The organism is Streptomyces sp. NPDC048277, from assembly GCF_040652235.1.
In the GTDB taxonomy this organism is placed as follows: Bacteria; Actinomycetota; Actinomycetes; order Streptomycetales; family Streptomycetaceae; genus Streptomyces.
This window is the reverse complement of sequence record NZ_JBEZLQ010000014.1, coordinates 39,559-64,368: the sequence shown is the minus strand read 5'-3', so window position 1 is coordinate 64,368 and position 24,810 is coordinate 39,559. Positions and strand designations below refer to the sequence as shown.

Here is a 24,810-nt window from a genome sequence, read left to right as displayed (position 1 = left end):
CCCATGGCACCCACGTCCACATCACCACTCCGCTTCGGGATCATGACCGCCCCCATGCAGGTCTCGTACGACGACGTCCTGCGGGTCTGGGAGGAGGCGGACGCGATCCCCGAGATCGAGCACGCGTGGCTGTTCGACCACCTCATGCCGATCGGCGGCGACCCCGACGGGCCCGTCCACGAAGGCTGGACGCTGCTGTCCGCCCTGGCCGCCCGGACCCGACGCCTGCGCCTGGGCCTCCTGGTGACCAGCAACCGCTTCCGGCCGCCCGCGATACTGGCCAAGATCGCGACGACCGTCGACATCGTCTCCGGCGGCCGGCTCGACTTCGGCATCGGCGTCGGCTCACGCCCGCACCCGCCCGAGGCGCACCGCGAGTACCCGGCCCACGGCCTGCCCTTCACCGCACCCGCGCAGGCGGTGGAGAGCCTCGCCGAGTCCTGTGTGCTGATCCGCCGGCTGTGGACGGCCACCGAACCCTTCGACTTCCACGGCGCCCATCACCACCTGACCGGCGCGTTCGCCAACCCCAAACCCGTCCAGCGCCCCCACCCCCCGATCCTGATCGGCGGCCGTTCCTCGGCGACCCTGCGGGTGGTCGCCGAACACGCCGACCTCTGGAACATCCCGGGCGGCGACATGGAGGACTGCATCAGCCGCAGCGCCCTCCTCGACCGCTACTGCGCGGAGATCGGCCGCGACCCCGCCGAGATCACCCGCTCCATCCACCTCCCCGTCTCCTACGACCACCCGGAGACGACCCGGACCGCGATCACCAGGGCACTCGACGCGGGCTTCCGGCACATCGTCCTGGGCCTGCCGTCGCCGTATCCGGAGAAGGCCGCGCGGTGGGTGGCCGACGAGGTCATAGCCAAGGCGGCTTACACAGGTGCGAGTGCCGTCCCCTCCGGAAGATGAGGCGAACAGGGTCCTGGGCATCCGGGACGGGTGCGCCCCGGATGCCTGGGACGGGGCGCTAAAGGGTCAGCCGACGCGCAGGGTCAGGGCGGCGGTGTGGAGCGTGCCGCCGGTCTGGAACTGGAGGAACAGACGCCAGTTGCCCGAGGTGGACAGTTCGGCGTGGAAGGACAGGTCGGGTCCGCCGTGGTCTCCGTCGACCTTGGTGGTGGGGTGCAGATGGGCGAAGGCGGAGTCGCCCTCGTGGAAGGCGGTGAGGTGGGCGTAGGTGTCCAGATAGGGCTGCAGGTCGGTGACGGGCTTGCCGTCCTTGGTGATGCGGACGGTCAGCGGGTGCGCCATGCCGGCCATGGGCTTGCCCTTCACCGTGACGGTGTATCCGTCGGCCGCGGTGCTGTTCGCCGCGGCGGGCAGCGTCGTCCGGGTGGCCTTGCCGGGGACGGTGACAGTCCGGCTGAGCACGAAGTCCTTGCCCTTGCCGGTCCCGCTGTCCGGGGTGAACGACGTGAACATGCGCCAGGAGCCGGCCGTCAGGGCGGACAGATCGGCGGTCCAGGTGCCGTCGGAGGCCATGGTGGGGTGGAGGTGCTGGAAGCCGGTGAGGTCGGAGCGGACGGCGTAGAAGTGCATCCGCTTGGTCTGGTCGAGCGCGAAGCCGGTCACCGGCTTGCCGCCGGGGCCGTCGACGGTGAAGCGGTAGGCGATGGGCCGGCCCGCCTTCAGGGTGCTGTCGGGGCTGGTGAGGCGGTAGCCGTCCACGGCGTCGGCCAGGCCGTTGCCGCCGGCCTCCGTGCCGTTCATGCCGGGCATGCCGGCCATCGCGTCGCCCGTCGGGGAGGCCGACGACGACATCGAGCCGTGGTGCATGCCGGGCATGGCGGAGCCGCCGGAGTCCTTCGAGGAGCCGCAGGCGGCGAGGGTCAGGGAGAGGACGGCCGCGGTGCCGGCCGCCATGAGGGCGCGGCTGCGGACGGTGGGACGGACAGGGAGGAACATGCTGATGAGGTCTTTCCGGGTGGCGCACCACACCGGTGGCGCGCGGATGAGCAGGACACGGTGACCGGCGCACAGCCCGAACGGGCGTGTTCCGGCGCGGTTCCTGTCACGTCCGCGCGACGCACACCTGGAGGAGAAGGGTCCGCCCGCCCGGTGGGCCGCGGCGCCCGGTCCCGCCGGGGTTCCAGGCGCGCCACAGGGCCCAGGCCGTCAGAGCGGCGAAGACGACCAGGGCGATGAGCGGGGCGGCGGGCAGCGGGATCTTGGTCTGGGCGGGGGTGGCGAGGCAGAGGCTGCCGTGGCCGGCCATGCCGTCCATGGCCTGGATCTCCACCGTGCCCGCACGCATCTGCGGTGCCTCGGCCGTCGCGGTCATCGAGGAGCCGTGCTCCGCGTGGCGCACGGCGGGGGCGGAGCCCACCTCGCCGTGGCAGCCGCCGGCGACCGTGGCCGGTGAGCCGTGCATGAGGAACAGGCCGAGCAGTACCGCGCACGCCGCGAGCAGCCGGGCGATGCCCGGTCCCCGCATGCGCTCGACGCCCGCCATGACCTGTCCTCCGTTCGGCTGCCCGGGATCGTGATCCGTCAGGCTATGACCATACCGGGTAGGGGTACCGGGCGCCCGGGGAACCCGGGAGTGATCGCGGCGCCGCCCGGGTGTGCGGGGAGACGGTCGTCGGCTAGTGGGCGCCCACGGCGGTCAGCAGGTGGTGGAGGTCGTGGGTGGCCTCGGCGGTGGCGAGGGTCGCGGCGGCCAGGACGGCGGCGGTGAGGGTCGTGAGGGCGGGGTGGCGGCGCAGCGGCGGGGCGAGCAGGGCGGCGACCCGGCGCGGTACGGGGCCGGCCTTGGCCAGCGGGCCGCGGCGGCTGCGGCGGCCGAGGATGCCGAGCGCCGCGCCCGCCCGTGCCACGGCCGGGGTGCCGTGGGCGGCGAGGGCGACCTTGCCGACGGTGCGGGCGACGCGGCGGCGGTCGCCGGTCGAGGTGGCCGCGTTCTCGTCGGCCCAGCGTTCGATGGTGTAGGTGACGCCCTTCGCGAGGGGGCGCAGGAGCGGGTTGGCGGCGGCGCCGAGCTGGGCCAGGGCGACGAACGCGTAGTGGTGGGCGGTCAGATGGGCGCGTTCGTGGGCGAGCAGGATGCCGTGCTCGGTCTCGTCGAGGGTGTGCAGCATGCCGGTGGAGACGACGATCAGGCCGGGCAGGCCGGGCAGCGCGTAGGCGTCGGGGGCGTCGTCCTCGGTGACGACCAGGCCGTCGCGCGTGGGCATGCAGGCCGCGTCGACCGCCGCGGCGGCCAGGGTGCGGGCGCGGCGCCACAGCATCCGGGCGGCCGCGAGCACCGCGCCGCCGAGCAGCAGTCCCGAGAGGAGGGAGACGGACAGCTCGGTCGGGTCGACGCGCTGGGCGGAGGTCGCCGACCAGTGGCCGAGGGCGGCGAGCTGCGGGACGCCGATCAGGCCGGTGGCGGCCAGCAGGCCGAGGGAGATCGTGGTGGCCGTGCCCAGCACCAGGGACGAGGCGGTGAGCAGCCAGGTCGCCAGGCGGGGTTCGCAGCGCTCGGACACCGGCCGGGCGCCGAGCGGGGCCAGCACCGAGAGCAGGAACGGCACATAGACGGCGATACGCATCCGGGTGGTCCTCGCTCTCGCTCTACTGCTGGGGGCCGAGCAGCTGGCGCAGCAGTTCGGCGTCCGTGTCGGAGAGCTCGTCGGCGAAGCGGGCGAGCACGGCCTCGCGGTCGGACCGGTCCTCGAGGACGGTGCGCATCCGGCGGGCGGCGAAACCGGCGTCGTCGGTGACGGGGGCGTAGGCGTAGGCGCGGCCCCGCGGGGTGCGGTTGAGCAGCCCCTTGGTGTGCATCCGGGTGAGGATCGTCACCACGCTGTTGTACGTCAGCCCGTCGGCGAGGCGTTCCGTCACATCGCCCGGGGTCAGCGCCCGGTCGGCGTGCTGGAGAATGCCGAGGATCTCGGCCTCGCGGACGCCGTTCGCCCGTTTCGGGCCACGCCCCTGTCCGTCGTCTGCCATGGGGTTTGTCGTATCTCCCTACCAACGTCTACAGTCGCGTAGACCTTTTACGTGCGTGTAAAAGGTACCCCGTTCCCCGAGTCTGCCATTGGACCGCCCATGAGTGCTATCAGCGTCGGCCAGGCCGCCGTCCTCGGAGTCGTCGAGGGGGTGACCGAGTTCCTGCCGGTGTCCTCCACCGGGCATCTGAAGATCACCGAGGGGCTGATGAGCATCCCGGTGGACGACCCGTCCGTGGTCGGCTTCACCGCGGTCATCCAGGTCGGTGCCATCGCCGCCGTGCTCGTCTACTTCTTCAAGGACATCAAGCGGATCGTCTCCGCCTGGGGCCGCGGCCTGCGCCACCGCGAGGAGCGGCAGCACCACGACTACAAGTTCGCCTGGTGGGTCATCTACGCCACCATCCCGATCGTCGTGGTCGGCCTCGCCGCCAAGAAGCTGGTCGAGGGGCCGCTGGGGTCGTTGTGGGTGGTGGCCGGTTCCCTGATAGCCGGCTCCGGTGTCATGTGGGTCGCCGACCAGATGGGCCGGCACAAGCGCGGCGAGGACGACACCACCTTCAAGGACGCGATGCTGGTGGGCAGTTCGCAGATCCTGGCGCTGCTCTTCCCGGGCTTCTCCCGCTCCGGGGCCACCATGTCCACCGCGCTGATCCTCGACCTGGACCGGGTGGCGGCCACCCGTCTCTCCTTCTTCCTCGGCATCCCGGCCCTGACCGGCGCCGGTCTGTACGAGCTGAAGGATGCGGTGGGTGCCGGGGTCGGCGCGGTACCGCTGGCCGTGGGCACGGCCGTCTCCTTCGTGGTCGCCTACGCCTCCATCGCCTGGCTCCTGAAGTTCGTCGCCAAGCACTCCTTCAACGCCTTCGTGATCTACCGGATCGTCATCGGCGTGGGGCTGCTCGGGCTGCTGGCCTCGGGCACGCTGAACGCATAGCCGTACCCCCGACCCGGAGGACGCCCGTGACCACGCCCCCGTCGGCGCCGGCCCGGCAGATGTGGCCGCTGTACGCGGCGGGCTTCACCACTGCCTTCGGCGCACACGGCATCGCCGCCAACCTCGGCGGCCATGGCGCGGGCGCGGTCACGTCACTGCTGGTGCTGGGCGGGCTGCTCGCCCTGTACGACGGCGCCGAGGTGATCCTCAAGCCGGTGTTCGGCAGCCTCGCGGACCGGATCGGCGCCCGCCCGGTGCTGCTCGGCGGTCTTGTCGCCTTCGCCGCCGCCTCCGCGCTGTATGCCGTCGCCGACCGCCCCGGCTGGCTGTGGGCCGCCCGTCTGGGCCAGGGCGCGGCCGCCTCGGCCTTCTCCCCGTCCGCCTCCGCCCTTGTCGCCAGGATCAACCCGGCGGCCAGGCGCGGCCGCGCCTTCGGCAGTTACGGCTTCTACAAGTCCGTCGGCTACACGCTCGGCCCGCTGCTCGGCGGGGTCCTGGTGTGGGGCGGCGGACTGCGGCTGCTGTTCGCGGTCCTCGCGGTGCTCGGCGTCGCGGTAGCGGTGTGGGGCGCGGCCGCCGTGCCCGTCGTACCGCCGCTGCCCAGGGCCCGGCAGACGGTCCTCGACCTGGCCCGGCGCCTGGCCGATCCGGTGTTCCTGGCGCCGACGGCCGCGCTGGCCGCCGCCACCGCGGCGCTGTCGGTCGGGGTCGGCTTCCTGCCGGTGTCCGGCCGTACGGCGGGACTGGGCACGGTCGCCACCGGGGCCGCGGTGTCGTTGCTCGCCGCGAGCGCCGCGCTGGTCCAGCCGCGTGCCGGACGCGCCCTGGACGAGGGGCGCCTGACGGCGCGCACCGGTCTCACCGCCGGACTGCTGCTCACCGCGGCCGGGCTGGCCTGCGCCATGCTGCCGGGCCTGGCCGGCATCCTCACCGCCGCCGTCCTGACCGGCGCCGGCACCGGTCTGATCACCCCGCTGGGGTTCGCCGCCCTGGCCTCCGCGACCCCGCCGGAACGCCTCGGCCAGACCATGGGCGCCGCCGAGCTCGGCCGTGAACTCGGCGACGCGGGCGGCCCGTTGCTGGTCGCGGGCATCGCGACCGCCACCACCCTCACCCATGGCTACGCGGCCCTCGCCGTAATCGTCGCGGCAGGTCCGCTCCTCGGCCTGCTGCGCCGCCGCACGGCACGGGCGTAGACACGGCTCAGGAGAACAGCAGCTTCCAGGTCAGCGGGCCGGGGGTGCCGTCGGCGTCGCCGCGCAGCTCCTTGCGGGACTTCTGGAAGTCGCGCACGTTCAGCCGGTCGGCGTCGCCCCAGGTCTTGCTCGGGCCGACCTTGTAGTGGTCGCCGAAGCCGCGCTTGACCAGCTGCTTGCCGAGCTGGAGGACGTAGGCGTTGGAGGCCCCGGCCACGAAGTACTTGCGGCCCGGGAAGGCGGGGACCTTCGGCTTGGTGGTGGTCGTCGGCTTGGTGGTGGTCTTCGTCTCCGTGCCGTCGTCGTCCACGTCCAGGTCGGCCTTGGCGTACTTCAGGATCCTGGCGAAGTCGATCGCGCCGGGGTCGCCGTGGACGTTCTCGGGCACGTGCATGTGCCCGCAGATCCCCTTGAACTTCGTCCACTGCGCGGCCGTCATCCGCTGGCCGCCGCCGGTGCCGTACGAGGTGGGGTAGGCGGGCCAGGACGCCGGGCCGGACAGCGGTACGCCGTGCTCCTCGTGCATCCAGGCCAGGAACCGGGCGACGCCCTGCAGGGCCCAGTCCGGGGCGTCCGGCCAGTAGACGTGGTCGTGGCCGGCGGCCTTCCACTTGGCGTGGGTCGCCGGGTCGCAGGTGCCGCCCAGCTCGACCTGACACACGTTCATCGTGTTGGTCTCGACGCCGCCCTTGAGGTTGACCAGCGCCCGGGAGGAGGTCTCTATGTCGAAGTGCTGGTACCACTTCAGCTTCTTGGCGGCGAGGTCGGGCATCGCCGTCAGGTTGGGCGCGGTGGCGCCGCCGTCGTAGCCGGGGAGCGTGTAGCCCTCCGTGGTGTGCAGGACGACGACGTTGACCTCCATCGGGTCGCCGCCGAAGTCGTCCTGGTACCAGTTGGCGCGGCTGGCGCCGGGGTAGCGCTGGGGTCCCGTCTTGGTGCTCATCCCAACTCCTGAGGTGAGTGTCATGGAAAGGGGGGTGGCTTGTCATGGAGCGGTCAGGGCCGGCGGGCCCGCCGCGTGGCGATGCCGGTCCAGGCGGGCCGGATCGCTGTCGGTACGGCTCGCGAGCGCCCGGGCGAGCGCGGCGTGCCGAAGCTGTCGGGCGGACGGGGTCTGGGTGCTCAGCACCACGTCGCGCGGGAGTTCGGGCAGCCGGTAGCGGCCGGTGCCGGGCGCGCCGGGGTCGGCGTCCCAGACCAGGATCCGGGCGGTCACGGCGGCGTCGATCAGACGCAGCAGCTCGTCGGGGGCGAGGCCCTGGACGTCGGCGAGCAGACCGAGGTCCAGCGGGTCTCCGTCGGCGGCGGCGTAGGCGAGCATCGTGCGGGCCGGTTCGGGCAGTTCGAGCAGCCGGGCGTGGACGATGTTGCGTACGGCGGCGGGCACCTCGGCCTCCGGCCCGAGACGCCGGTCCGGCGGCAGCCGGAGCAGCTCGGCCAGGGCGAACGGGTGTCCCTCGGCCCGCCGGTGCAGGGCCTGGACGGCTCCGGGCGGGGCCTGCTCGCCGCTCACCGCGAGCAGTTCGGCCACGTCACCGACGGTCAGCGGCCGCAGGGGCAGCCAGGACGCGCCGCGCAGGGCGAGTTCGGCGAGCAGCAGGCTGGAGACGGGGGCGTCGGGGTTGCGCATGGTGCACACGAAGAGGACCGGGGCCTCCCGGAGCACCTGGGCGAGCCGGCGCATCAGTTTGTGGAAGCTCTGCGACGCCCGGTCGAGGTCGTCGGCGATCACCAGCGTGGGGCCCAGGGTGAGTTGCCGTACGACCGCCGCCAGGGGGCCCTTCTGCGCGTCCTGGTCCTCGGCGGAGTCCTTGCCGTCCTGCCGCAGCGCGTCCAGGAGCTGCTTGGCGGCGCAGGTCTCGCTGACGCCCCGGTTGCCGCTGAGGGCCTGGCCGGCCAGGGTGCGGGCGACGGTGAACCCGGCCGCGGCGGCCTTGGCGGAGACCTCCTCCACCAGCCGGGTCTTCCCGGACCCCTGCTCCCCGTTGACCACGGCCCACTGGGGGCGGTCGGCGGTCGAGGCCGACAGCAGCGCGGCCAGTTGCGCCATCTCCTCGCCGCGGCCCACGAAGGGAGCGGTCGCGGAGGAGGGGCGGGGGTGCACACAGGCGGTGCTGAGGCCGCGCGCCGGGGTCAGGGAGGGGGCGCCCGCGGTGCCGAGGACCACGACGTCGTGCCGCAGGATCGCGGTGTGCAGGTCCCGGAGCTGGGGGCTGGGGTCCAGACCGAGTTCGGTGGCGAGCATGTCGCGGAACCGCTCGTACTGCTTCAGCGCCTCGACGGGCCGCCCGGCCGTGTACAGCGCGCGCATCAGCAGCGCCCAGGAGGTCTCCCGCAGCGGGGCCTTGAGCACGAGGTTCTGGGCGACGTCGATCGCCTGTTCCGTCTCGCCCTGCTGGACGAGGACCGTGGCCCGCAGCTCCCTGGCGTCGTGCAGCGCGCCGTCGAGCCGGGTGCGCTCGCGGATCGCGAAGGCGTGCTCACCGGCCTCGGCCAGCGCCTCACCGCGCCACAGCGCGAGCGCCGCGTCGATCTCCCGCCGGGCGAGGACCAGTTGGCGGGTCTTCAGGGCCTCGCGCGCCCTGCTCACGCCCTGCTCGAACAGGGCGGTGTCCCGTGCCTCGCGGGGCGCTTTCAGCGCGTACCCGGCGGGGCCGCTCACCAGCATGGTGGACCTGCCCTGCCGTACCGGGTCGAGGACCGCGCGCAGCCGGCTGATGTGGGCGCGCACGGAGGAGGCGGCGCCGGTCGGCCGGTCCGTGGGCCACAGGTCGCGCAGCAGCGTCTCCTGCGAGACGGGCCGGCCGTCCTCGACGAGCAGCCGGACGAGCAGCAAGCGGCGCTGCCGGGGCCCCAGTTCGAGGGCGACGTTCTCGCTCAGCACCTCGACGGGGCCGAGCACGCCGAACCGCATCTCCTGTCCGGGCCGGGGGTTCATCGGGTGGGCCCTCCTGGGCGGTGCTGGTGACGAGGGGCCACGCCCGACACGGTGTCGGGGCATGTGCGGTCAAGCGGGGGCATGCAGGGTATGCGATGCCTTCATGTGACGGTTCGGCAAAGCAGTCAACCAATGGTTCGTTGTCCGGACGTTGCTGGGGTGTTGTTCCGGCCGATGTTCGTGGTGGTGTTCGTGGTGTTCGTGGTGTTTGTTCGTGGTGCGGGCCCCGACAACAAGAGGACAATGCGCGGGCAACAAGCGTGAGTAGGCTCCAACTGCCATGATCCAGAAGGAAATCAAAGGTACTCATGCGTAAATTGACGTCGGCCGTCGTCGGCGCCGTGCTGGCATTCGCCGGTATCACGACGGTGACCAGCACCCCCGCCCAGGCGGCAACGGGTCAGGAGTACGTGGCTCTGGGCGATTCCTACGCCTCGGGCGTCGGCGCCGACTACTACGACAGCGCCAGCGGCGACTGCAAGCGCAGCACGCTCAACTACCCGGCCCTGTGGGCCGCGGCGCATTCCGACTACACGCTGAAGGACGTCTCCTGCAGCGGCGCGACCATCGCGGACGTGCGCGACAAGCAGCTGTCCGCGCTGAGCACCGACACCGATCTCGTCACGCTCACCGTGGGCGGCAACGACGCCCAGTTCTCCACCGTGGTCCAGGACTGCCTCACCCAGAGCGACAGCTACTGCCAGACGGCCACGCTGTGGATGTCGTACTACGCCAGGAACCAGCTGGTCACGCAGCTGGCCGAGCTGTACAAGGACATCAAGACCAAGGCGCCCGACGCCCAGGTCGTCGTCCTCGGCTATCCGCAGACGCTCTCCATGACCGGGACCTGCCCGGTGATCGACCTCGACTCCGCCAAGCGCACCGCGATGAACGGGCTGGCCGACGCGCTGGCCGAGGGCGCCGCGGCCGCCGCGGCGAAGGAGCCGGTCGAGTTCGTCGACATGCGCGACACGTTCAAGGGGCACGGGGCGTGCGGCTCCGACCCGTGGATCAACAACCTGAACGCCGGCACCGCGGTCTTCCACCCCACCCTGATGGGCTACCTGGCGGGCTACGACGCGCGGCTCAACGAGGTCACGGGCTGAGACCCGGGCAGGATCGGCGCGCCGCCCACCGCGAGGGCCGCGCCGCCCACCGCGTAGGCACCGGATGTCCGGAGTGCCTGCGCGGTGGCATGACCCGGGACGCCCTCAGGCCCGGTTGAGCCGGGCGGCGATCGGGGCCCGCGTGCCGATGGTATTGCGGGTATCCGGAAACCGGGTCCGTGTTATCCACGGCAATTCCGTTCTCTCGACGATCCGGGTGTCTCTCTTTCTGTTCTGCGTCCGATGTGTCGCCCGCCGCCGGCGGCGTACTCGGACCGATCTGAGTATCCGCACTCTGTCCGGCCCCGACCCGGGCCGGAACCCTGGGCCCATGGGACTTCGGAGACCCGTTCTGCGGGTGATCGGGCCGGCGCTGGTGTCGGCCGGGGTGTCGGTGGTGGCCTGGGCCGCCTGGCTGGGGTGGGACCAGGGGTACGACGTGCGGGCCGACGGATCGGTCAGCGGGCCGTACGAGGCCTGGCAGGTCGTCGGGCTGGTGGTGACCGTGCTGGCCGCGGTGTGCTGCACGGTGGCCCGGGGGTACAGCGCGGCCGCCGTGGCCGGTACGACCGTGGGGCTGGCCGTCGCCGCCTGCGCCGACTGGGCGGACGACGCCAGCGGACTGTTCATGGTCGGGGTGGCCCTGGTGACGGTGGCGGGCTTCGTCGGGTCCGCGGTCGTCACCGCCGTCGTCGACACCCTGCGCCCGGACCGGCCGCTCGTCCGCTGAGTCGGGCGGGCAGTGGCTGGACCGGCCGCTGGTCCATGGAGTCAGGCGGGCAGCGGCTGTTCCGCCCAGATCGTCTTGCCCGTCGGCGTCTGGCGGCTGCCCCAGCGTTCCGAGATCTGGGCCACCAGGAGCAGGCCCCGGCCGCCCTCGTCGTAGACACGGGCCCGGCGCAGGTGCGGAGCCGTGCTGCTGCCGTCGGAGACCTCGCAGATCAGGGCCGTGTCGCGGATCAGGCGGAGGGCTATCGGGCCGTCGCCGTAGCGGACCGCGTTCGTGACCAGTTCGCTGACGATCAGTTCCGTGGCGAAGGCCGAGTCCGTCAGGCCCCAGGCCTCCAGCTGTTCGCCCGCCATCTTGCGGGCCCCGGCGACGGCGGCCGGGTGCTGGGGGAGCTGCCAGGTGCGGACCTTCGTGGTGTCGAGGGCGGAGGTGCGGGCGAGCAGGAGGACGATGTCGTCCGCCGGCCGGCCGGTCAGGACCGTGCGCAGCACCTGGTCGCACATCTCCTCCAGCGGGGCGGGCGGGCCCGCGAGGGCGTGCCGGAGCAGGCCGAGGCCCACCTCGATGTCGTGGTCGGCGGCCTCCACCAGGCCGTCGGTGTAGAGGGCGAGCAGGCTGCCCTCCGGGAGTTCCACCTCGGCGGCCTCGAAGGGCAGGCCGCCCAGGCCCAGGGGCGGGCCGGCCGGGAGATCGAGGAAGCGGACGGTGCCGTCGGGGGTGACCAGGGCCGGGGGCGGGTGGCCGGCGCGGGCGACGGTGCAGCGACGGGTCACCGGGTCGTACACCGCGTAGAGGCAGGTCGCGCCGATCTCGCCGGACGGCGACTGCGGGCCGCCGCGTACCTCCGGACCCTCCTCGCGGTCGAGCCTGATGACCAGGTCGTCCAGCTGGGTGAGCAGCTCGTCGGGGGCCAGGTCGACGTCCGCCAGCGTCCGGACCGCCGTACGCAGCCGGCCCATCGTGGCCGAGGCGCGGATGCCGTGACCGACCACGTCCCCGACGACCAGGGCGACCCGGGCGCCGGACAGCGGGATCACGTCGAACCAGTCGCCGCCGACGTCCCCGCCGGAACCGGTCGGGAGATAGCGGTAGGCCACCTCGGTCGCCGCGAGGCCGGGCGGCCGGCCGGGCAGGAGACTGCGCTGGAGGGCCAGGGCGGTGCGGCGCTCATGGGTGTAGCGGCGGGCGTTGTCCACGCTCACCGCGGCCCTGGCGACGATCTCCTCGGCGAGCCGCTGGTCGTCCTCGCTGAAGGACTCGGGTGTGCGGTGCCGGAGGAAGTGCGCCAGGCCGAGGGTGACCCCGCGGGCCCGCAGCGGCACCATCAGCACCGAGTGGATCATGTGCCGGGCGACGGTCTCGGCGCGGGCCTGGGTGGAGGTGATCCACTCGTGCATGCCGGGGTCGCCCGGGGTGTGCCGGCCGGCCCGGCCGGCCACCAGGGCGTGCTGGGGCGGTGTGCCGACCGGGTAGACGACCGGGTCGCCGGGGGCGGCCGCCGCCTCCGGGCAGCCCGCCAGGACCGACCGTTGCGCCGTACGGCGTACGGTGACCGGCTGGTCCGGCGGGATCGGCCGCGGCTCGTCGCCCAGCGCGACGGACTCCAGGAGGTCGACGGTGACGTAGTCCGCGAACCCGCCGACGGCCACCTCGGCCAGCTCCTCGGCGGTCCTGACCACGTCCAGGGTGCTGCCGATGCGCATGCTGGCGTCGTTGAGGACGGCCAGGTGGCGGCGGGCCCAGTACTGCTCCGTGGTGTCGAAGACGACCGCGGACAGGCCCTGCACCGTGCCGGTCTCGTCCTTCAGCGGGGAGAAGTACATCGACCAGGAGTGCTCCCGGGTCTCGCCGGGCGCCTTGCCGTGCTGCTCGTGGAAGATCCTCTCCCCGGTGCGCAGGACCTGCCGCTGGAGGCGGTCGTACTCGTCGAAGGGCGGGCCGGCCTCGATCTCCGGAAGGGTCAGCCCGCGCATCTCCTCCACGGGCAGGCCCATGATCCGGGTCATGACCTCGTTGGCGGCCACGAACCGGCCCTCGCGGTCGTAGATCGCCACCGGCATGGGCAGCTGCGCGAGGGTGAGGTCCCACAGGGTCGCCGCGCCGGGCTGGTCGCGCCCGGACAGCAGCGCCCGCGCGGCCCCGGTCACCAGCCAGAGCGACCTGTTCCCGGCGTCGGCCAGCGGGATTCCCTGGAGCTGTACGACGACCCGGTCGCCGTTGCGGTGCCGCAGCGCCACCTCGCTGGACCAGCGGTGCCCGCCGGCGAGATGGCGCCGCGCGGAGGCGGGCAGGTCGGTGGCGAGCAGGGTCCGGGCAGGACGGCCGACGACCTCGGCGGGCTCGTACCCGAGCAGCTGCCGGGCACCGGCGCTCCACACGAGGATCGCCCCGGCGGTGTCGACGACGACCGCCAGGTCCTCCGGTACGCGTCCCTGCATGGTGCCTCCGGGTGTCCGGGTACCCGCACCCGCTTCCCAGGATCGCGCCGTGTCCCGTCCCGCTCAACCGGCGGCCGGGGAACAGCACACGAGGCGCACCGCGGAGCGCACCGTTCAGGACTTCGTCGAGGGGGTCTGCTTCATGCCGTCCACGACGGTGCGTTCGAGGACCGCGTTGGTGAACAGGACGGTGCCGGGCTTGATCAGACCGCCGTCCTCGCTGTCCTTGCCGACCTGGACCGTGCGCACGCCGAGGAACACATGGCTCTTCTTGTCGAAGATCCACTCGTCGCGCTCCCCGCTGGTCTCGTCGAGCCGGGCCACCGCGACACCGTGCCGGCCCACCGCGTCGGTCGCGTCGTCGACCACGACGACACCGGGGATCTTCGCCGCGGCCTTGAACAGCGCCGGGTACAACCCCGCCGGCGGGTAGCTCTCGACGAGCAGGTCGCCGATGGTGGTGAACGCCTCCTGGTCGGGGGAGTTCCCCTGGCCCTTCGTCTCCGTGTAGATCTTGGCCAGCAGCTTGCCGGGGTCGGTGGTGAGCTTGGTGAGGTAGTCGTACGACGGGCCGTTCAGGGACGGCTTCCGGGTGTTGCCCTTCTCGTCGGGGAGGGACAGGGTCTCGCCCGCGGGGTTGTCGTCGGAGGCCGGGTCGATCAGCCAGCCCTTGGTGCCGTCCGGGGACATCCAGATCTGCCGGGTGTGCAGCGGGTGACCGGCCAGGGAGGTCCCGGAGTCGGTGTTGCTGACGTAGGAGTCGGCCGACTCGGACTTGATGTAGATGTACTGGCCGGGCTCGACGTCCGGGCGGGAGGACGAGGACTTCGCGGCCGCCAGGGAGATCTGGTCGAGCAGCTGGGGCACGCCCCTGCTGCTCGCCGCGCCGACGGCGGTGGTGAGGGCCGGGCCGCTGTCCCGCACGCCGTCGCCGCCGCCGGACAGGGCCACTCCGGCGACGACCGCGGTCGCCAGCGCGGCCGCGGTCAGGGGCAGCGTGATCGCCGGACGGGGAAAGCGGCGGCGGCGCTCCCTTCCGGGGGCGGGGGCCTTCGTCGTCTGCTCCGTCTGCTCCGCCTGCTGCATGTCGTGGATCTGGGCCATCAGTCGCTCCTTGTGGAACTGGTGGCGGCCCGGCGGCAGGTCCCGCGCCGTGGCGGACAGCAGCCCGGCGCGGCCGTCCCCCTCGGCCGGGTGGTTCCGGGAGGTGTTCACGGTCATCGATGTCCTTCCTGTGCGGGCCGGATCACGTGGGTGTGATCACCTCTTGTCTGTCGGGCGGGGCGGTCGCCTTCCCGATATCCGCGAACTTTTCCGGACGGCGGGCCGGCGGGCGGTGCGCCGGCAGGGGGCGCGCCGGTCATCAGGGCGTCGGTGAGGTCGCGCAGCTTTCTGCGGGCGCGGGAGAGCCGGGAGGCCACCGTGCCGACGGGGATGCCGAGGGCCTGCGCCGCGGCCTCGTAGTCCAGGCCCTCGCCGAGGCAGAGCGTGACGACCTCGCGCTCCGGTCCGCGCAGCCTCGCGAGGGCGGTGAGGGCCGTGGCGAGGCGGTGCCGGCCGTCGATGCGGTCGGCCACCTCGTCCGCGTGGTCGGGCACCGCGAGTTCGGCCGCCGCGGCGGCGTTGGCGGCGGCGCGGTAACGGCGGTTGCTCCGGTACTGGTTGCGGGCGGTGTTCGTGGCGATGCCCAGCAGCCACGGCCGCAGCGAACCGCCCTCGGGGTCGACCCGTTCGCGCAGCCGCCATGCCTCCAGGAAGGTGGCCGCCATCACGTCCTCGGCGACCGACCAGTCGGCGGTGAGCCGGAAGGCATGGTTGTAGACGGCGCTGGCATAGCTGTCGAACAGTTCGGCGAACGCGCTCGGCTCCCCGGCCCGTACCCGGGTACGCATATGTGTGCTCACGTCAATGAGCTGTCCGGCACACCACACCGACTTCCAGTGACCCACACCACACCCAACTCCCCTGCCCCTCGCCCACCGAGCATCCCGCCCCCGAGTCTGCGCCACGCCTCACCGGGCGCCCCTGAAGCTCGTCCCCCGAGCCCGCCGCCCCGAGCCCGTCCCTTCGGCTCGTCTCTCTGGGCTGCTGTGTTGAGCCTGCCGCCTTGGCGCGGGGTCGTGAGTCCGCCGTGCTGAGGCCGTACCTCTGGCCCGTCCCCCTGGGCTGCCGCCCCGAGCCCGCTGTCCTGAGTCCGCCGTGCTGAGTCCGTGCCTCCGGCTTGTCTCCCTGGCCGCCGCGTTGAGCTTGCCGCCTTGGCCCGCGGTCCTGAGTCCGCTGTCCTGAACCCGTCCCTGCCCGCGCCCTGGGCCCGCCCTCCTGGGCGGCTGCCCTGAGTACGCCGTCCTGAGCCCGTACCTCTGCCCGTCCCCGTAACCGCGCCCGCTGCCGCGCCCCCCGCCTCCCTAGGCCCGCCCTCGTGAAGCCGCCGTTCGTTGGGTCAGGGCGTCTGAGGTCACCGCGATCAGGAGTACTCCGCCTGTGATCATGAACTGGACCGCGGGCTGGACGCCCAGCAGGGCCATGCCCGAGGCGATCGACTGGATGATCAGTACTCCCAGCAGGGCCGACCAGGTCGAGCCGCGGCCGCCGAAGAGGCTCGTGCCGCCGATGACGGCCGCGGCGATCGCGTTGATCAGCAGCATGCCGGAGCCCGGCACCTGGGTCGCCGAGGTGAGCCGGGAGGCGACGAACAGGCCGCCGACCGCGGCCAGCGCACCCGACACCAGGAACACCGAGATCCGCATCCACGCCACCGGCACCCCGGCCCGCAGCGCGGACTCCGCGCCGCCGCCCAGGGAGAGGACCTGACGGCCGTAGGTGGTGCGGCGCAGCAGCAGGTCGGAGGTGACGAGGACCGCGAGGAAGATCAGGAGCGCGAGGGGGAGGCCCTCGAAGCGGCCCAGGGCATAGGCGGCGGTGAACGCGACGACGGCGAGCAGAGCCGTACGGACCCAGATCTCGGCCGACGGGCGGTGCGGCAGCCCGGTGGCGGCGCGGCGGGCGCGGTTGTGGAAGGAGACGGCGAGGTACCCGGCCGTACCGAGCGCCGCCACGCCGTAACCGGCGACGGGCGCGCCGAAGTGGCGGCTGGTCAGCGCGGCGACCAGGCCGTCCCCGCTGAAGCTGATGGAGGTCTCCGGGCCCAGCAGGTAGAGCATCAGCCCGTTCCAGGCCAGCAGCCCCGCGAGGGTGATGACGAACCCCGGCACCCCGGTCCTGGTGAACACGAACCCCTGGAAGGCCCCCGCGGCGGCGCCCCCCGCCACCGCGGCGATCACGGCGAGCCACTCCGGCAGTCCGTGGTTCACGTTCAGCGTCGCGAACAGGGCGCCCGACAGACCGGCCAGCGAGCCCACCGACAGATCGAGCTCCCCGATCAGCAGCACGAAGACGACCCCGACGGCGACCGTCCCGGTGCCGACGATGTCCACGCTGAGCACGGACAGGTTGCGCGGCGAGAGGAAGTTGGCGTTCAGGCTCTGGAAGACCGCCCAGATCACCGCGAGGGCGAGCAGGACCGGGGCGGGGCCGAGGCCGCCCTCGCGCAGCCTGCGGCGGGCTGTGCCGCCGTACTCCCTGAGCCGTTCGAGGTACCGCCCCCTCACGGCCATGTCTCCTCCGAGCCGGCCGGGGGATGGCGCCGGGCGTGGTCGGCCGCGCCGGTGATGGAGGCGATGATCTCCTCCTGGGAGGTGGTGCCGACCTTGAACACCCCGTTGTTGCGGCCGAGGCGCAGCACGGCCACCCGGTCGGCGACGGCCTTGATGTCGCCCATGTTGTGGCTGATCAGGAGCACCCCGGTGCCCCGGTCGCGGATCTCCTCGATCAGGTCGAGGAGCTGGTTGGTCTGTTCGAGGCCCAGCGAGGCGGTGGGTTCGTCGAGCAGCAGCAGCCGGGGCGCGCTGAGGAAGGAGCGGGTGATCGCGACGACCTGCCGCTGGCCGCCGGTGAGCGTGGCGAGCGGTGCCCGTACGTCGGGGATGTGGATGGGCAGGGTGCGCAGCAGCTCACGGGCGCGGCGCTCCATCTCGACCTCGTCCAGGATGCCGAACCGGTGGATCTCCTGGCCGAGGAAGAGATTGCCGACGACGTCGAGGTTCCCGCACATCGACAGGTCCTGGTAGACGGTCGCGATGCCGAGGGCCCGGGCGTCGTGGGGGCGTTTGATCTGGACGGGGCGGCCCTCCCACTCGATGACGCCCTCGTCGGGGGTGACGACGCCCGAGATCACCTTGACCAGCGTGGACTTGCCGGCGGCGTTCGCGCCGACCAGGGCGACCACCTCCCCGGCCCGGATCTCCAGGTCGACGTCCACCAGCGCCTGGACGGCGGCGAAACGCCTGGAGACACCGTGCAGCGCCAGCAGGGGCTGAACCACGGGGCCACCTCCTTCCCCCGCCGGTGAGGCGTCAGGTGAGTCCGGCCTTGGCGCAGGCGGACCGGAGCTTGGGGGTGCATATCTGGTCGATGGTGTATATACCGTCCTTTACCAGAGTGTCCTTGATCGTGCCGACCGTCACCGGGTACGACGGCAGCAGAACCGAGGGAATCTTCCTGGTCGTCACGCTGTCGACGGTGGCGGTGGCGACGGACCCGACCGGCTCGCCGCGCCCCAGGGCCACGGCCATCCGCACCGCCGCGCCGGCCTCGGCCGCGTAGGACTTGTAGACGGTCATGTACTGCTCGCCCCCGACGATCCGCCGCACGGCCGCGAGGTCCGCGTCCTGGCCGGTCACCGGGGGCACCGGCCGGACCGCGCTGGCGTAGAACGCGGAGATCACGGCACCGGCGAGGCTGTCGTTGGCGGCCAGGACCCCGTCGATACGGTCCGGGCCCAGGGCCGCGATGGCGCCGGTCATGTCGGTGTAGGCGTTCTCCGGCCGCCAGTCGGCGGTGTCGTACGACTTGCCGATCCGCACCCTGCCGTTCAGCACGGAGAGCGCGCCGCGCTTGAACCAGCCGGCGTTCGGGTCGGACACGGCGCCGTTCATCATGACGATCTGGCCGCCGTGCGCCTTCGCTCCCATGGCCGTCAGCAGGGCCTCGCCCTGGAGCCTGCCGACCGTCGCGCCGTCGAAGGTGACGTACCCGGAGACCGGGCCCTGCGCGAGCCGGTCGTAGGCGACGACCGGAATGCCGGCCCGGTGGGCGGCCTCGACGGACGAGCGCAGCGCCTTGGGGTCGATGGCGGCGACGATCAGGACGTCCACACCCCGGGTGATCAGGGCGTCGAGCTGCTGCTGCTGGACGTTCGCCTCGGGGGTGGCGGCGACGATCGGTGCCGGGCAGTGCGGGCACAGCTGCCGCAGCTTCTGCTCGATGAGCGGCCGGTCGAACTGCCCGAACCGCGAGGCCCCGCCGCCGGGCAGCAGCACGCCGACGCTGAGGCGGTCGCTGCCGCCCCCACCGCCCCCGCCGCAGGCCGCGCTCAACGCCAGCCCGGCACCGACCGCGGCCGCGACGGCCGCGCGGGACAGGGACCTGCACGTCGGAAGGCCGACACCGAGACCCATCTTCGGTTCCTTGTGGCGTTTTGCTGTTTCCTGCCCTTTGTGAGCAGTCCGGTCTCAGCGTAGCCACCGAGCCGTCACCCGGTCTCCTCGCGCAGCGCCCGGTCGATCGCGGCCAGCGCGCCGGTCAGCCGCGCGTAGTCGTCTCCCGCCAGCGGCCTGACGAAGTACTCCTCCACCACCCGGGCGTGGACGGCCGCCGCGCCCAGGAACGCGGTACGCCCCTCGGCGGTCGGCTCCACCAGGGCCAGCCGCCGGTCCCCGGGCGACGGGACGCGGCGGACCAGCCCGGCCTCCTCCATACGGTCGACCAGCCGGGTGGTGCCGCTGCTGGTGAGCGTGAGGCCGTCGGCCAGCTGGCGCTGGGAGACCTCCTCGCCGGACCGGCGGCAGAGCAGTATCAGCACCTCCAGCATGGTGTGGCTGATCCCGCACTCCCGGCGCAGGGCGCTGTCGATCCGCCGCTCCAGCCGGGTGGCGGACGAGATCAGCAGCCCGAAGTCCCGGACGAGCGGGCTGCCGGCGGCGCGGGCGGCGCGGACGGCTTCGTCGTCGTTCATCCATCCGACTTTACTGCTACGTCACTTACTGCCGTCGCACTTGCTGCTGCATCACTTACTGCTGGCTCAATCACTGACTCGTCAATTGCTGACCAGTCAAAGAAGTCGTACGGTGGGAGCACCGTGAGCACCGGGAGCGGCGAGAGGAAGATCAGTGGATCTGCAGCACTGGCTCGGCCGAGCCACCGACGCGATACAGGAGTGGGCCGACACCTTCGGCCCCTACCGGCCGCACCCGTCCCTCCAGGTGGCCGACGACCGCTTCGCACCGGTCTTCGAGGAGTTCACGGACCGGCTGAAGGACAACTACCCCTTCTTCCACCCGCACTACGCGGGCCAGATGCTCAAGCCCCCGCACCCCGCCGCGGTGGTCGGCCACCTCACCGCGATGCTGGTCAACCCCAACAACCACGCCCTGGACGGCGGCCCCGCCACGGCCGCGATGGAACGCGAGGCGGTCGCCCGGCTCGCCGCGATGTTCGGCTACGACCAGCACCTCGGCCACCTCACCACCAGCGGCACGATCGCCAACCTGGAAGCCCTCTTCGTCGCCCGCGAGCTGCACCCCGGCCGGGGCGTCGCGCACAGCGCCGACGCCCACTACACCCACGGCCGGATGTGCCACGTCCTGAACATGACCAGCCATCCCGTCCGCACCGACGCCGAGGGCCGGATGGACCTGGACGCGCTGACGGAGGTGCTGGAGGGCGGTGACGTGGGCACCGTCGTGGTCACCACCGGCACCACCGGCCTGGGCGCCGTCGACCCCGTCCACGAGATCCTGCCGCTCGCCGAGCGGTACGGCGTCCGTGTCCACGTCGACGCGGCCTACGGCGGCTTCTTCACGCTCCTCGCCGGTGCCGACGGCCCCGAGGGACTGCCGCCCGAGCCCTGGCGGGCCCTCGCGCGGGCCGACTCGATCGTCGTCGACCCGCACAAGCACGGACTCCAGCCGTACGGCTGCGGAGCCGTCCTCTTCCGCGACCCCGAGGTGGGCCGCTTCTACCTGCACGACTCGCCGTACACCTACTTCACCTCCACCGAGCTCCACCTCGGCGAGATCAGCCTGGAGTGCTCCCGCGCCGGCGCAGCCGCGGCGGCCCTGTGGCTCACCTTCCGGCTCCTCCCGCCCACCCCCGACGGCCTCGGCAGGGTGCTGGCGGCCGGGCGGCGGGCGGCGCTGCGCTGGGCGGACCTGATCGAGGCGTCCGCGTACCTGGAGCTCTACCAGCGCCCCCAGCTCGACATCGTCACCTACTTCCCGGCCACCGAGCCCGCGGCCCTCTCCGCGATCGACGCGGCCTCCGCACGCGTCCTGGCGGACGGCATGACCGCACCCGACCCGGTCTTCCTCAGCACCCTCAAGGCCGGCCGCGAGGCCTTCGCCGCCCGTCACCCCAAGATCACGGCGGACGCGGACGGCGCCCGGATCCTGCGCAGCGTCCTCATGAAGCCGGAGTCGGAGGACCATGTCGAGCACCTGCACGGCAGGGTGGAGCAACTGGTCAGGAGGACGCCCGGCCCGTGACCGTGCGCTCGGCCGGTCACACCGCGGGCACTCCTCGCCCCCTCACCAGGCCTACGCTGGCGCCGGACGAACGGACACCGACGCACACCGAGGCATACCGAGGGGCACCATGGCGCGCATCACCGACCGGACCGTGCTGATCGTCGGCGCCTCGTCAGGCATCGGCGCCGAGGTGGCCCGTCAACTCGCCCTCGGCGCCAACAGGTTCGTCATCACCGCCCGGCGTGCCGCCGAACTCGCCGCCGTGGCCGAGGAGATACGGGCCGCGGGCAGCGCCTGCCTGGACCTGCCCGCGGACGCCCTGGACGCGCGGGCCGCCGCCGACGTGGTGGCCGCCTGCGTCGCGGAGTACGGCTCCGTCGACGTCGCACTCCTCAACGCCGGTCAGGGGCCGGACATGTCGATGGACCGGGTGGGCGTCGAGGACGTCTCGCGGATCATGGCACTGAACTACGACGTGGTGGTCAACTACCTGATCCCGCTGATCCAGCAGCTGCGCGGGCAGTCCGGCGGCGGCCTGATCGCCCACACCAACTCGCTCGCGGGGCTGATGGGCATCCCCCGGCAGGGGCCGTACTCGGCGGCGAAGGCGGCCGCGCGCACGCTCGTCGACACCGCGCGCGTCGAACTGGCCCCGCACGGCGTCCGGTTCACCTCGATCCACCCGGGCTTCGTCGCCACCGAGCGGGTCGGCGGGGACGGCCTGCCCAAGCCCTTCCAGGTCAGCCAGGAGCGGGCGGCCCGGTACGTGGTACGCGCACTGGAGAGGGAACCGGCGCAGGCGTACTTCCCGTGGCCCGCGGCGGCGCTGGTGCGCACACTGCGGGCCCTGCCGGCGCCGGTCTCCGCCGCCGTACTGCGCAGACTTGCCGCCGTCGGCTGACCCGCGGTCAGTCCGCCACGTGCTCGGCGAACCCGAGTTCGCGCAGGGCGGTGCGCAGCCGGGCCGCCGCGTCGTCGAGTGCGGCCTCGTCCTTCTCGACCTCGGCCCTGGAGAAGTCGAAGTCGGCCATGCCCCAGGCGGGGGCAACATGGATGTGCATATGGGGCACCTCGAAACCGGCGATCACGAGCCCGGCCCGGGGCGCGTCCCAGGCGTGCTGCACCCCGCGGCCGATCGCCTGTGCCACGGTGACGCAGCGGGCCAGCACGTCGCCGTCCGCGTCGGTCCACCGGTCCACCTCCCGCCGGGGCACCACCAGCGTGTGGCCGGGGGTCAGCGGGGCGATGCTGAGGAACGCGGCGACCTCGGGGTCCTGCCAGACGAACCGGGCGGGCAGTTCTCCGGCGAGGATCCGGGAAAAGAGCGTGGGCATGAGAGCGAGTATCCCCTTCGGCGCGTGCTGCCGTCCTAGGGGGCGGCGGACATCGCGGCGGTTCGCGGCGCGGGCACCCCGAGGGACGGTGCGACGGGAGCGTGGGAATCCGGTGCGCAAGAGAAGTGCGCCGAAGCAAAGGGGCGCACGGGAAAAGGCGGGTGCCGGCGGGGTTCGGTGAACTCGTCCCCCGCGTGGTGGGGATGCTCTACCGTGAAGCCCCTCAAAGCGGTGTGAGCCCGGCGGTTGCGGATCGAGGGGGAGCCACGGGTGCAGGCAGGTGACGACCGGCCGCCGTATTCCGGCGACGACGAATCGGATCCGGGTGGCGACGAACCGGAGCCGGGTGTCGAGGAATCCGACCCGGACGTCGCATACGGCGATCACGTCGACTTTCGGCGGAGTGTCTTTCAGGGGCAGGTCATCGGGAAGATGATCGTGAACCACGGTCGTCGCCCCGACCGGCCCGCCCCGTGCACGCTGCCGATGGCCCAGGGCGGTTTCACCGGGCGGGCGGACGAGCTGGCCGAACTGGCGGCACGGCTGGGGCCGCCCGTCGGCCCGGCCCCGGACGCGCCGGGCGTCTGCGTCGTCACCGGACTCGGCGGCATGGGCAAGACCGCGCTCGCCCTGAAGGCCGCGCACCGGGCCCGTAACGAGGGCTGGTTCACCGGAGGAGCCCTCTTCCTCGACCTCGCGGGCTACGACGACAACCCCGTCACCCCCACCCAGGCGGTGACGTCGTTGCTACACGCCCTCGCCACCGGCGACCTCGACCTCCGCTCCGACCTGATCGGCCACTACGGGGAGGACCGCCACCAACTCGACGCCTACCGCAGTCACCTCGCGGCGCTCGCCGACGCCGGCCGGCGGGTCCTGCTGGTGCTCGACAACGTCTCGGACTCGGCCCAGGTCTCACCGCTGCTGCCCGCCAGCGGTCTGCACTGCGTGCTCATCACCTCGCGTGAATGCCACGAGTCGCTGACGGCCCGCGAGTTACCCCTGGGGCCCCTCAGCCCCGACGACTCCGTACGGCTGATCGCCCCGGCGATACGGCGGCGCCCCGTCGGCGCGGACGAGTGGACGCCGGAGGAGGCCGCGTCCGTGCGCGAGCTGACGCTGCTGTGCGACCGTATGCCGCTCGCCCTGCGCATCGCCACCTCGCTCCTGCACCGGCGCCATGTCCGCAACCCGCTCGCCTCGCTGGTCGAGGAGCTGAGAGCGGCCGTCGACCGCACCCGCGTCCTGACCAGCAGGGGTGTCGACGAGTACGGCCGGCCCCTCGCACTGGCCCCGGTGTTCGACATGTGCTTCCGCCGGCTGCCCCCGGACCGGTCCCGGGCGCTGTGCCGGCTGGCCCAGGTGCCCTTCCAGGACTTCAGCACCGAGACGGCGGTGGTGGCCACCGGACGGGCCCGGCCGTTCGCGCTGGATCTCCTCGACGACCTCGTGGGCGCCCATCTGGTCACCGGCGAGGGACGCGGCGACGAACTCCCCGAGCGCTGGCGCATCCATGACCTGGTCCGCGGCTACGCGGGCGCGCTGGCCGCCGACGACCCCGCACTGGTGGAGGAGGGCCGCCGGGCACGCCGGGAGATACGGCACCACTACCTGACGAAGGCCGAGGCGGCCGACCGTCATCTGCGCACGCCCTCCGACGGCCCGCTGCCCGAGCTGTTCAAGGGGCGGGCGGAGGCGTTCTCCTGGTTCCACGCCGAACGCGTCAACCTCGTCGCCGTCACCCAGTGGCCCGACGAACACGAGGACGAACACGAGGACGAACATCAGGACGACGACAGGCACGAGGACGGGCGCGACGACGGGCACGGGGACGGGCTTGACGACGGGCACGCCCCGGACTGCACCGTGGCGCTCGCCCTCCACCTGGCCCAATTCCTGCACCAGCGGCGGTACTTCGAGGACTGGGTCACCGTCGGCCGCGCCGCCAGGGAACGGGCGCGCCGGTCGCCGGACCGGCACGCGGAGGCGACCGTCTGCAACCACCTCGGCAACGCGCTGCTGCGTGCCGACCGGTCCGAGGAGGCCATCGAACCCCTCCTCCACGCGGCGGACCTCTTCCGTGAGCTCGACGACCCGGCCGGCGAGGGCATCGCGTGGAACAACCTCGGTCTGGCCCAGCGCAGGTCCGGTCTCCTCCACGAGTCCGCCGCCACCCACGAGCGGGCCCGCGACCGCTTCCGCGACATCGGTGACCGCTCCCACGAGGGCCGGGCCTCGCACAACCTCGGCCTGGTGCTGGACACCCTGGGCCGGTACGGCGAGGCGGCGGCCGTGTTCCAGCAGGCCTGCGCCCTCCACCGCGAGACCCACAACCACTTCCTGTACAGCGACTCCCTCAACAGCCTCGGCTGCGTCCTGCACACGATGGGCCGCACCGATCTGGCCGTCGCCGCCCTGCAGGAGTCGATCAGCGTCCGCCAGGACTCCGACAACTGGTACGCCACCAGCATGGCCTGGAACAACCTCGCCCGGTTCCTGGACAGCGCCGGCCGCATCGCCGAGGCCGCCCACGCCCGGACCCGCGCCGCCGAGGCCGCCACCCGCGCCGGCACCACCGACACGACGTACGGCCACCACCACTGAGAG

General features: G+C 72.8%; 22 protein-coding genes. 8 read left to right on the top strand and 14 right to left on the bottom strand.

Translation table 11 applies throughout. The features are described 5' to 3' along the window. The first annotated feature begins 3 nt into the window (after positions 1-3). Positions 4-918 carry an LLM class flavin-dependent oxidoreductase gene (locus AB0D85_RS28500; protein WP_362326048.1) on the top strand — a complete coding sequence of 305 codons (915 nt, stop codon included), beginning with the start codon at positions 4-6 and terminating at the stop codon, positions 916-918. 66 nt (positions 919-984) lie between these two features. Here AB0D85_RS28500 and AB0D85_RS28495 read toward each other — a convergent pair whose 3' ends face one another. From AB0D85_RS28495 to AB0D85_RS28480, 4 genes are all read right to left on the bottom strand, one after another. Next, positions 985-1,914, bottom strand: a complete 930-nt coding sequence (locus tag AB0D85_RS28495; protein WP_362326045.1) for a hypothetical protein — start codon at positions 1,912-1,914, stop codon at positions 985-987. Positions 1,915-2,020: 106 nt separating this feature from the next. Then, positions 2,021-2,461, bottom strand: coding sequence for a hypothetical protein (locus AB0D85_RS28490; protein ID WP_362326042.1), 441 nt, complete (start codon positions 2,459-2,461; stop codon positions 2,021-2,023). A 133-nt stretch (positions 2,462-2,594) separates the two neighbouring features. Further along, entirely contained in the window at positions 2,595-3,542 is a 948-nt protein-coding gene (locus AB0D85_RS28485) for a M56 family metallopeptidase (RefSeq protein ID WP_362326039.1), read from the bottom strand. 22 nt (positions 3,543-3,564) lie between these two features. Next, positions 3,565-3,942 (bottom strand): BlaI/MecI/CopY family transcriptional regulator, encoded by a 378-nt coding sequence (locus AB0D85_RS28480; RefSeq protein ID WP_362326036.1) that lies wholly within the window; start codon positions 3,940-3,942, stop codon positions 3,565-3,567. 99 nt (positions 3,943-4,041) lie between these two features. Here AB0D85_RS28480 and AB0D85_RS28475 point away from each other — a divergent pair, with 99 nt between their 5' ends. Together AB0D85_RS28475 and AB0D85_RS28470 are read left to right on the top strand one after the other, a co-directional pair. Further along, complete coding sequence (locus AB0D85_RS28475; protein WP_362326033.1) at positions 4,042-4,878, top strand: undecaprenyl-diphosphate phosphatase; 837 nt, start codon at positions 4,042-4,044, stop codon at positions 4,876-4,878. A gap of 59 nt (positions 4,879-4,937) precedes the next feature. After that, complete coding sequence (locus tag AB0D85_RS28470; protein ID WP_362326693.1) at positions 4,938-6,074, top strand: MFS transporter; 1,137 nt, start codon at positions 4,938-4,940, stop codon at positions 6,072-6,074. A gap of 7 nt (positions 6,075-6,081) precedes the next feature. On the opposite strand, the gene AB0D85_RS28465 is transcribed toward AB0D85_RS28470, so the two are convergent. Further along, entirely contained in the window at positions 6,082-7,017 is a 936-nt protein-coding gene (locus AB0D85_RS28465; protein ID WP_362326030.1) for a peptidoglycan-binding protein, read from the bottom strand. 42 nt (positions 7,018-7,059) lie between these two features. Then, positions 7,060-9,012 (bottom strand): BTAD domain-containing putative transcriptional regulator, encoded by a 1,953-nt coding sequence (locus AB0D85_RS28460; protein WP_362326027.1) that lies wholly within the window; start codon positions 9,010-9,012, stop codon positions 7,060-7,062. A 308-nt stretch (positions 9,013-9,320) separates the two neighbouring features. Here AB0D85_RS28460 and AB0D85_RS28455 point away from each other — a divergent pair, with 308 nt between their 5' ends. After that, positions 9,321-10,118 carry an SGNH/GDSL hydrolase family protein gene (locus AB0D85_RS28455; protein ID WP_362326024.1) on the top strand — a complete coding sequence of 266 codons (798 nt, stop codon included), beginning with the start codon at positions 9,321-9,323 and terminating at the stop codon, positions 10,116-10,118. A gap of 331 nt (positions 10,119-10,449) precedes the next feature. After that, on the top strand, positions 10,450-10,848 hold the full coding sequence (locus tag AB0D85_RS28450) for a hypothetical protein (protein ID WP_362326021.1): 399 nt from the start codon (positions 10,450-10,452) through the stop codon (positions 10,846-10,848). Positions 10,849-10,889: 41 nt separating this feature from the next. Here the strand turns inward: AB0D85_RS28450 and AB0D85_RS28445 are convergent, their stop codons facing one another. The 7 genes from AB0D85_RS28445 to AB0D85_RS28415 form a co-directional block, all read right to left on the bottom strand. After that, positions 10,890-13,286, bottom strand: a complete 2,397-nt coding sequence (locus AB0D85_RS28445; protein WP_362326018.1) for a SpoIIE family protein phosphatase — start codon at positions 13,284-13,286, stop codon at positions 10,890-10,892. Positions 13,287-13,400: 114 nt separating this feature from the next. Then, a complete protein-coding gene (locus AB0D85_RS28440) occupies positions 13,401-14,507 on the bottom strand; it encodes a CU044_5270 family protein (protein ID WP_362326015.1) in 1,107 nt (368 codons plus the stop codon). After that, on the bottom strand, positions 14,504-15,178 hold the full coding sequence (locus AB0D85_RS28435) for a sigma-70 family RNA polymerase sigma factor (protein ID WP_362326690.1): 675 nt from the start codon (positions 15,176-15,178) through the stop codon (positions 14,504-14,506). The genes AB0D85_RS28440 and AB0D85_RS28435 overlap by 4 nt, the downstream gene beginning before the upstream one ends. Positions 15,179-15,691: 513 nt before the next feature. Then, positions 15,692-16,900 carry a sugar ABC transporter permease gene (locus tag AB0D85_RS28430; protein ID WP_362326012.1) on the bottom strand — a complete coding sequence of 403 codons (1,209 nt, stop codon included), beginning with the start codon at positions 16,898-16,900 and terminating at the stop codon, positions 15,692-15,694. Then, positions 16,891-17,667, bottom strand: a complete 777-nt coding sequence (locus AB0D85_RS28425; RefSeq protein WP_362326009.1) for an ATP-binding cassette domain-containing protein — start codon at positions 17,665-17,667, stop codon at positions 16,891-16,893. The genes AB0D85_RS28430 and AB0D85_RS28425 overlap by 10 nt, the downstream gene beginning before the upstream one ends. Before the next feature lie 31 nt (positions 17,668-17,698). After that, positions 17,699-18,802, bottom strand: a complete 1,104-nt coding sequence (locus AB0D85_RS28420) for a substrate-binding domain-containing protein (RefSeq protein WP_362326006.1) — start codon at positions 18,800-18,802, stop codon at positions 17,699-17,701. A gap of 74 nt (positions 18,803-18,876) precedes the next feature. Then, positions 18,877-19,359: a MarR family transcriptional regulator gene (locus tag AB0D85_RS28415; protein ID WP_362326003.1), complete on the bottom strand. Its 483-nt coding sequence runs from the start codon at positions 19,357-19,359 to the stop codon at positions 18,877-18,879. Between the two features lie 154 nt (positions 19,360-19,513). On the opposite strand from AB0D85_RS28415, the gene AB0D85_RS28410 reads away from it, so the two are divergent. Together AB0D85_RS28410 and AB0D85_RS28405 are read left to right on the top strand one after the other, a co-directional pair. Beyond that, a complete protein-coding gene (locus AB0D85_RS28410; protein ID WP_362326000.1) occupies positions 19,514-20,887 on the top strand; it encodes an aminotransferase class I/II-fold pyridoxal phosphate-dependent enzyme in 1,374 nt (457 codons plus the stop codon). 109 nt (positions 20,888-20,996) lie between these two features. Next, positions 20,997-21,770: an SDR family NAD(P)-dependent oxidoreductase gene (locus tag AB0D85_RS28405; protein ID WP_362325997.1), complete on the top strand. Its 774-nt coding sequence runs from the start codon at positions 20,997-20,999 to the stop codon at positions 21,768-21,770. Positions 21,771-21,777: 7 nt separating this feature from the next. Here the strand turns inward: AB0D85_RS28405 and AB0D85_RS28400 are convergent, their stop codons facing one another. Continuing rightward, positions 21,778-22,203, bottom strand: a complete 426-nt coding sequence (locus AB0D85_RS28400; RefSeq protein ID WP_362325994.1) for an HIT family protein — start codon at positions 22,201-22,203, stop codon at positions 21,778-21,780. 438 nt (positions 22,204-22,641) lie between these two features. Here AB0D85_RS28400 and AB0D85_RS28395 point away from each other — a divergent pair, with 438 nt between their 5' ends. Next, a complete protein-coding gene (locus AB0D85_RS28395) occupies positions 22,642-24,807 on the top strand; it encodes a tetratricopeptide repeat protein (RefSeq protein WP_362325991.1) in 2,166 nt (721 codons plus the stop codon). The last annotated feature ends 3 nt before the right edge of the window (positions 24,808-24,810 follow it).

Excerpts from the sequence above, each read along its gene's own strand:
- AB0D85_RS28500 (WP_362326048.1), top strand. The coding sequence starts at position 4 with ATGGCACCCACGTCCACATCACCACTCCGCTTCGGGATCATGACCGCC.
- AB0D85_RS28495 (WP_362326045.1), bottom strand. The coding sequence starts at position 1,914 with ATGTTCCTCCCTGTCCGTCCCACCGTCCGCAGCCGCGCCCTCATGGCG.
- AB0D85_RS28490 (WP_362326042.1), bottom strand. The coding sequence starts at position 2,461 with ATGGCGGGCGTCGAGCGCATGCGGGGACCGGGCATCGCCCGGCTGCTC.
- AB0D85_RS28485 (WP_362326039.1), bottom strand. The coding sequence starts at position 3,542 with ATGCGTATCGCCGTCTATGTGCCGTTCCTGCTCTCGGTGCTGGCCCCG.
- AB0D85_RS28480 (WP_362326036.1), bottom strand. The coding sequence starts at position 3,942 with ATGGCAGACGACGGACAGGGGCGTGGCCCGAAACGGGCGAACGGCGTC.
- AB0D85_RS28475 (WP_362326033.1), top strand. The coding sequence starts at position 4,042 with ATGAGTGCTATCAGCGTCGGCCAGGCCGCCGTCCTCGGAGTCGTCGAG.
- AB0D85_RS28470 (WP_362326693.1), top strand. The coding sequence starts at position 4,938 with ATGTGGCCGCTGTACGCGGCGGGCTTCACCACTGCCTTCGGCGCACAC.
- AB0D85_RS28465 (WP_362326030.1), bottom strand. The coding sequence starts at position 7,017 with ATGAGCACCAAGACGGGACCCCAGCGCTACCCCGGCGCCAGCCGCGCC.
- AB0D85_RS28460 (WP_362326027.1), bottom strand. The coding sequence starts at position 9,012 with ATGAACCCCCGGCCCGGACAGGAGATGCGGTTCGGCGTGCTCGGCCCC.
- AB0D85_RS28455 (WP_362326024.1), top strand. The coding sequence starts at position 9,321 with ATGCGTAAATTGACGTCGGCCGTCGTCGGCGCCGTGCTGGCATTCGCC.
- AB0D85_RS28450 (WP_362326021.1), top strand. The coding sequence starts at position 10,450 with ATGGGACTTCGGAGACCCGTTCTGCGGGTGATCGGGCCGGCGCTGGTG.
- AB0D85_RS28445 (WP_362326018.1), bottom strand. The coding sequence starts at position 13,286 with ATGCAGGGACGCGTACCGGAGGACCTGGCGGTCGTCGTCGACACCGCC.
- AB0D85_RS28440 (WP_362326015.1), bottom strand. The coding sequence starts at position 14,507 with ATGACCGTGAACACCTCCCGGAACCACCCGGCCGAGGGGGACGGCCGC.
- AB0D85_RS28435 (WP_362326690.1), bottom strand. The coding sequence starts at position 15,178 with ATGCGTACCCGGGTACGGGCCGGGGAGCCGAGCGCGTTCGCCGAACTG.
- AB0D85_RS28430 (WP_362326012.1), bottom strand. The coding sequence starts at position 16,900 with ATGGCCGTGAGGGGGCGGTACCTCGAACGGCTCAGGGAGTACGGCGGC.
- AB0D85_RS28420 (WP_362326006.1), bottom strand. The coding sequence starts at position 18,802 with ATGGGTCTCGGTGTCGGCCTTCCGACGTGCAGGTCCCTGTCCCGCGCG.
- AB0D85_RS28415 (WP_362326003.1), bottom strand. The coding sequence starts at position 19,359 with ATGAACGACGACGAAGCCGTCCGCGCCGCCCGCGCCGCCGGCAGCCCG.
- AB0D85_RS28405 (WP_362325997.1), top strand. The coding sequence starts at position 20,997 with ATGGCGCGCATCACCGACCGGACCGTGCTGATCGTCGGCGCCTCGTCA.
- AB0D85_RS28400 (WP_362325994.1), bottom strand. The coding sequence starts at position 22,203 with ATGCCCACGCTCTTTTCCCGGATCCTCGCCGGAGAACTGCCCGCCCGG.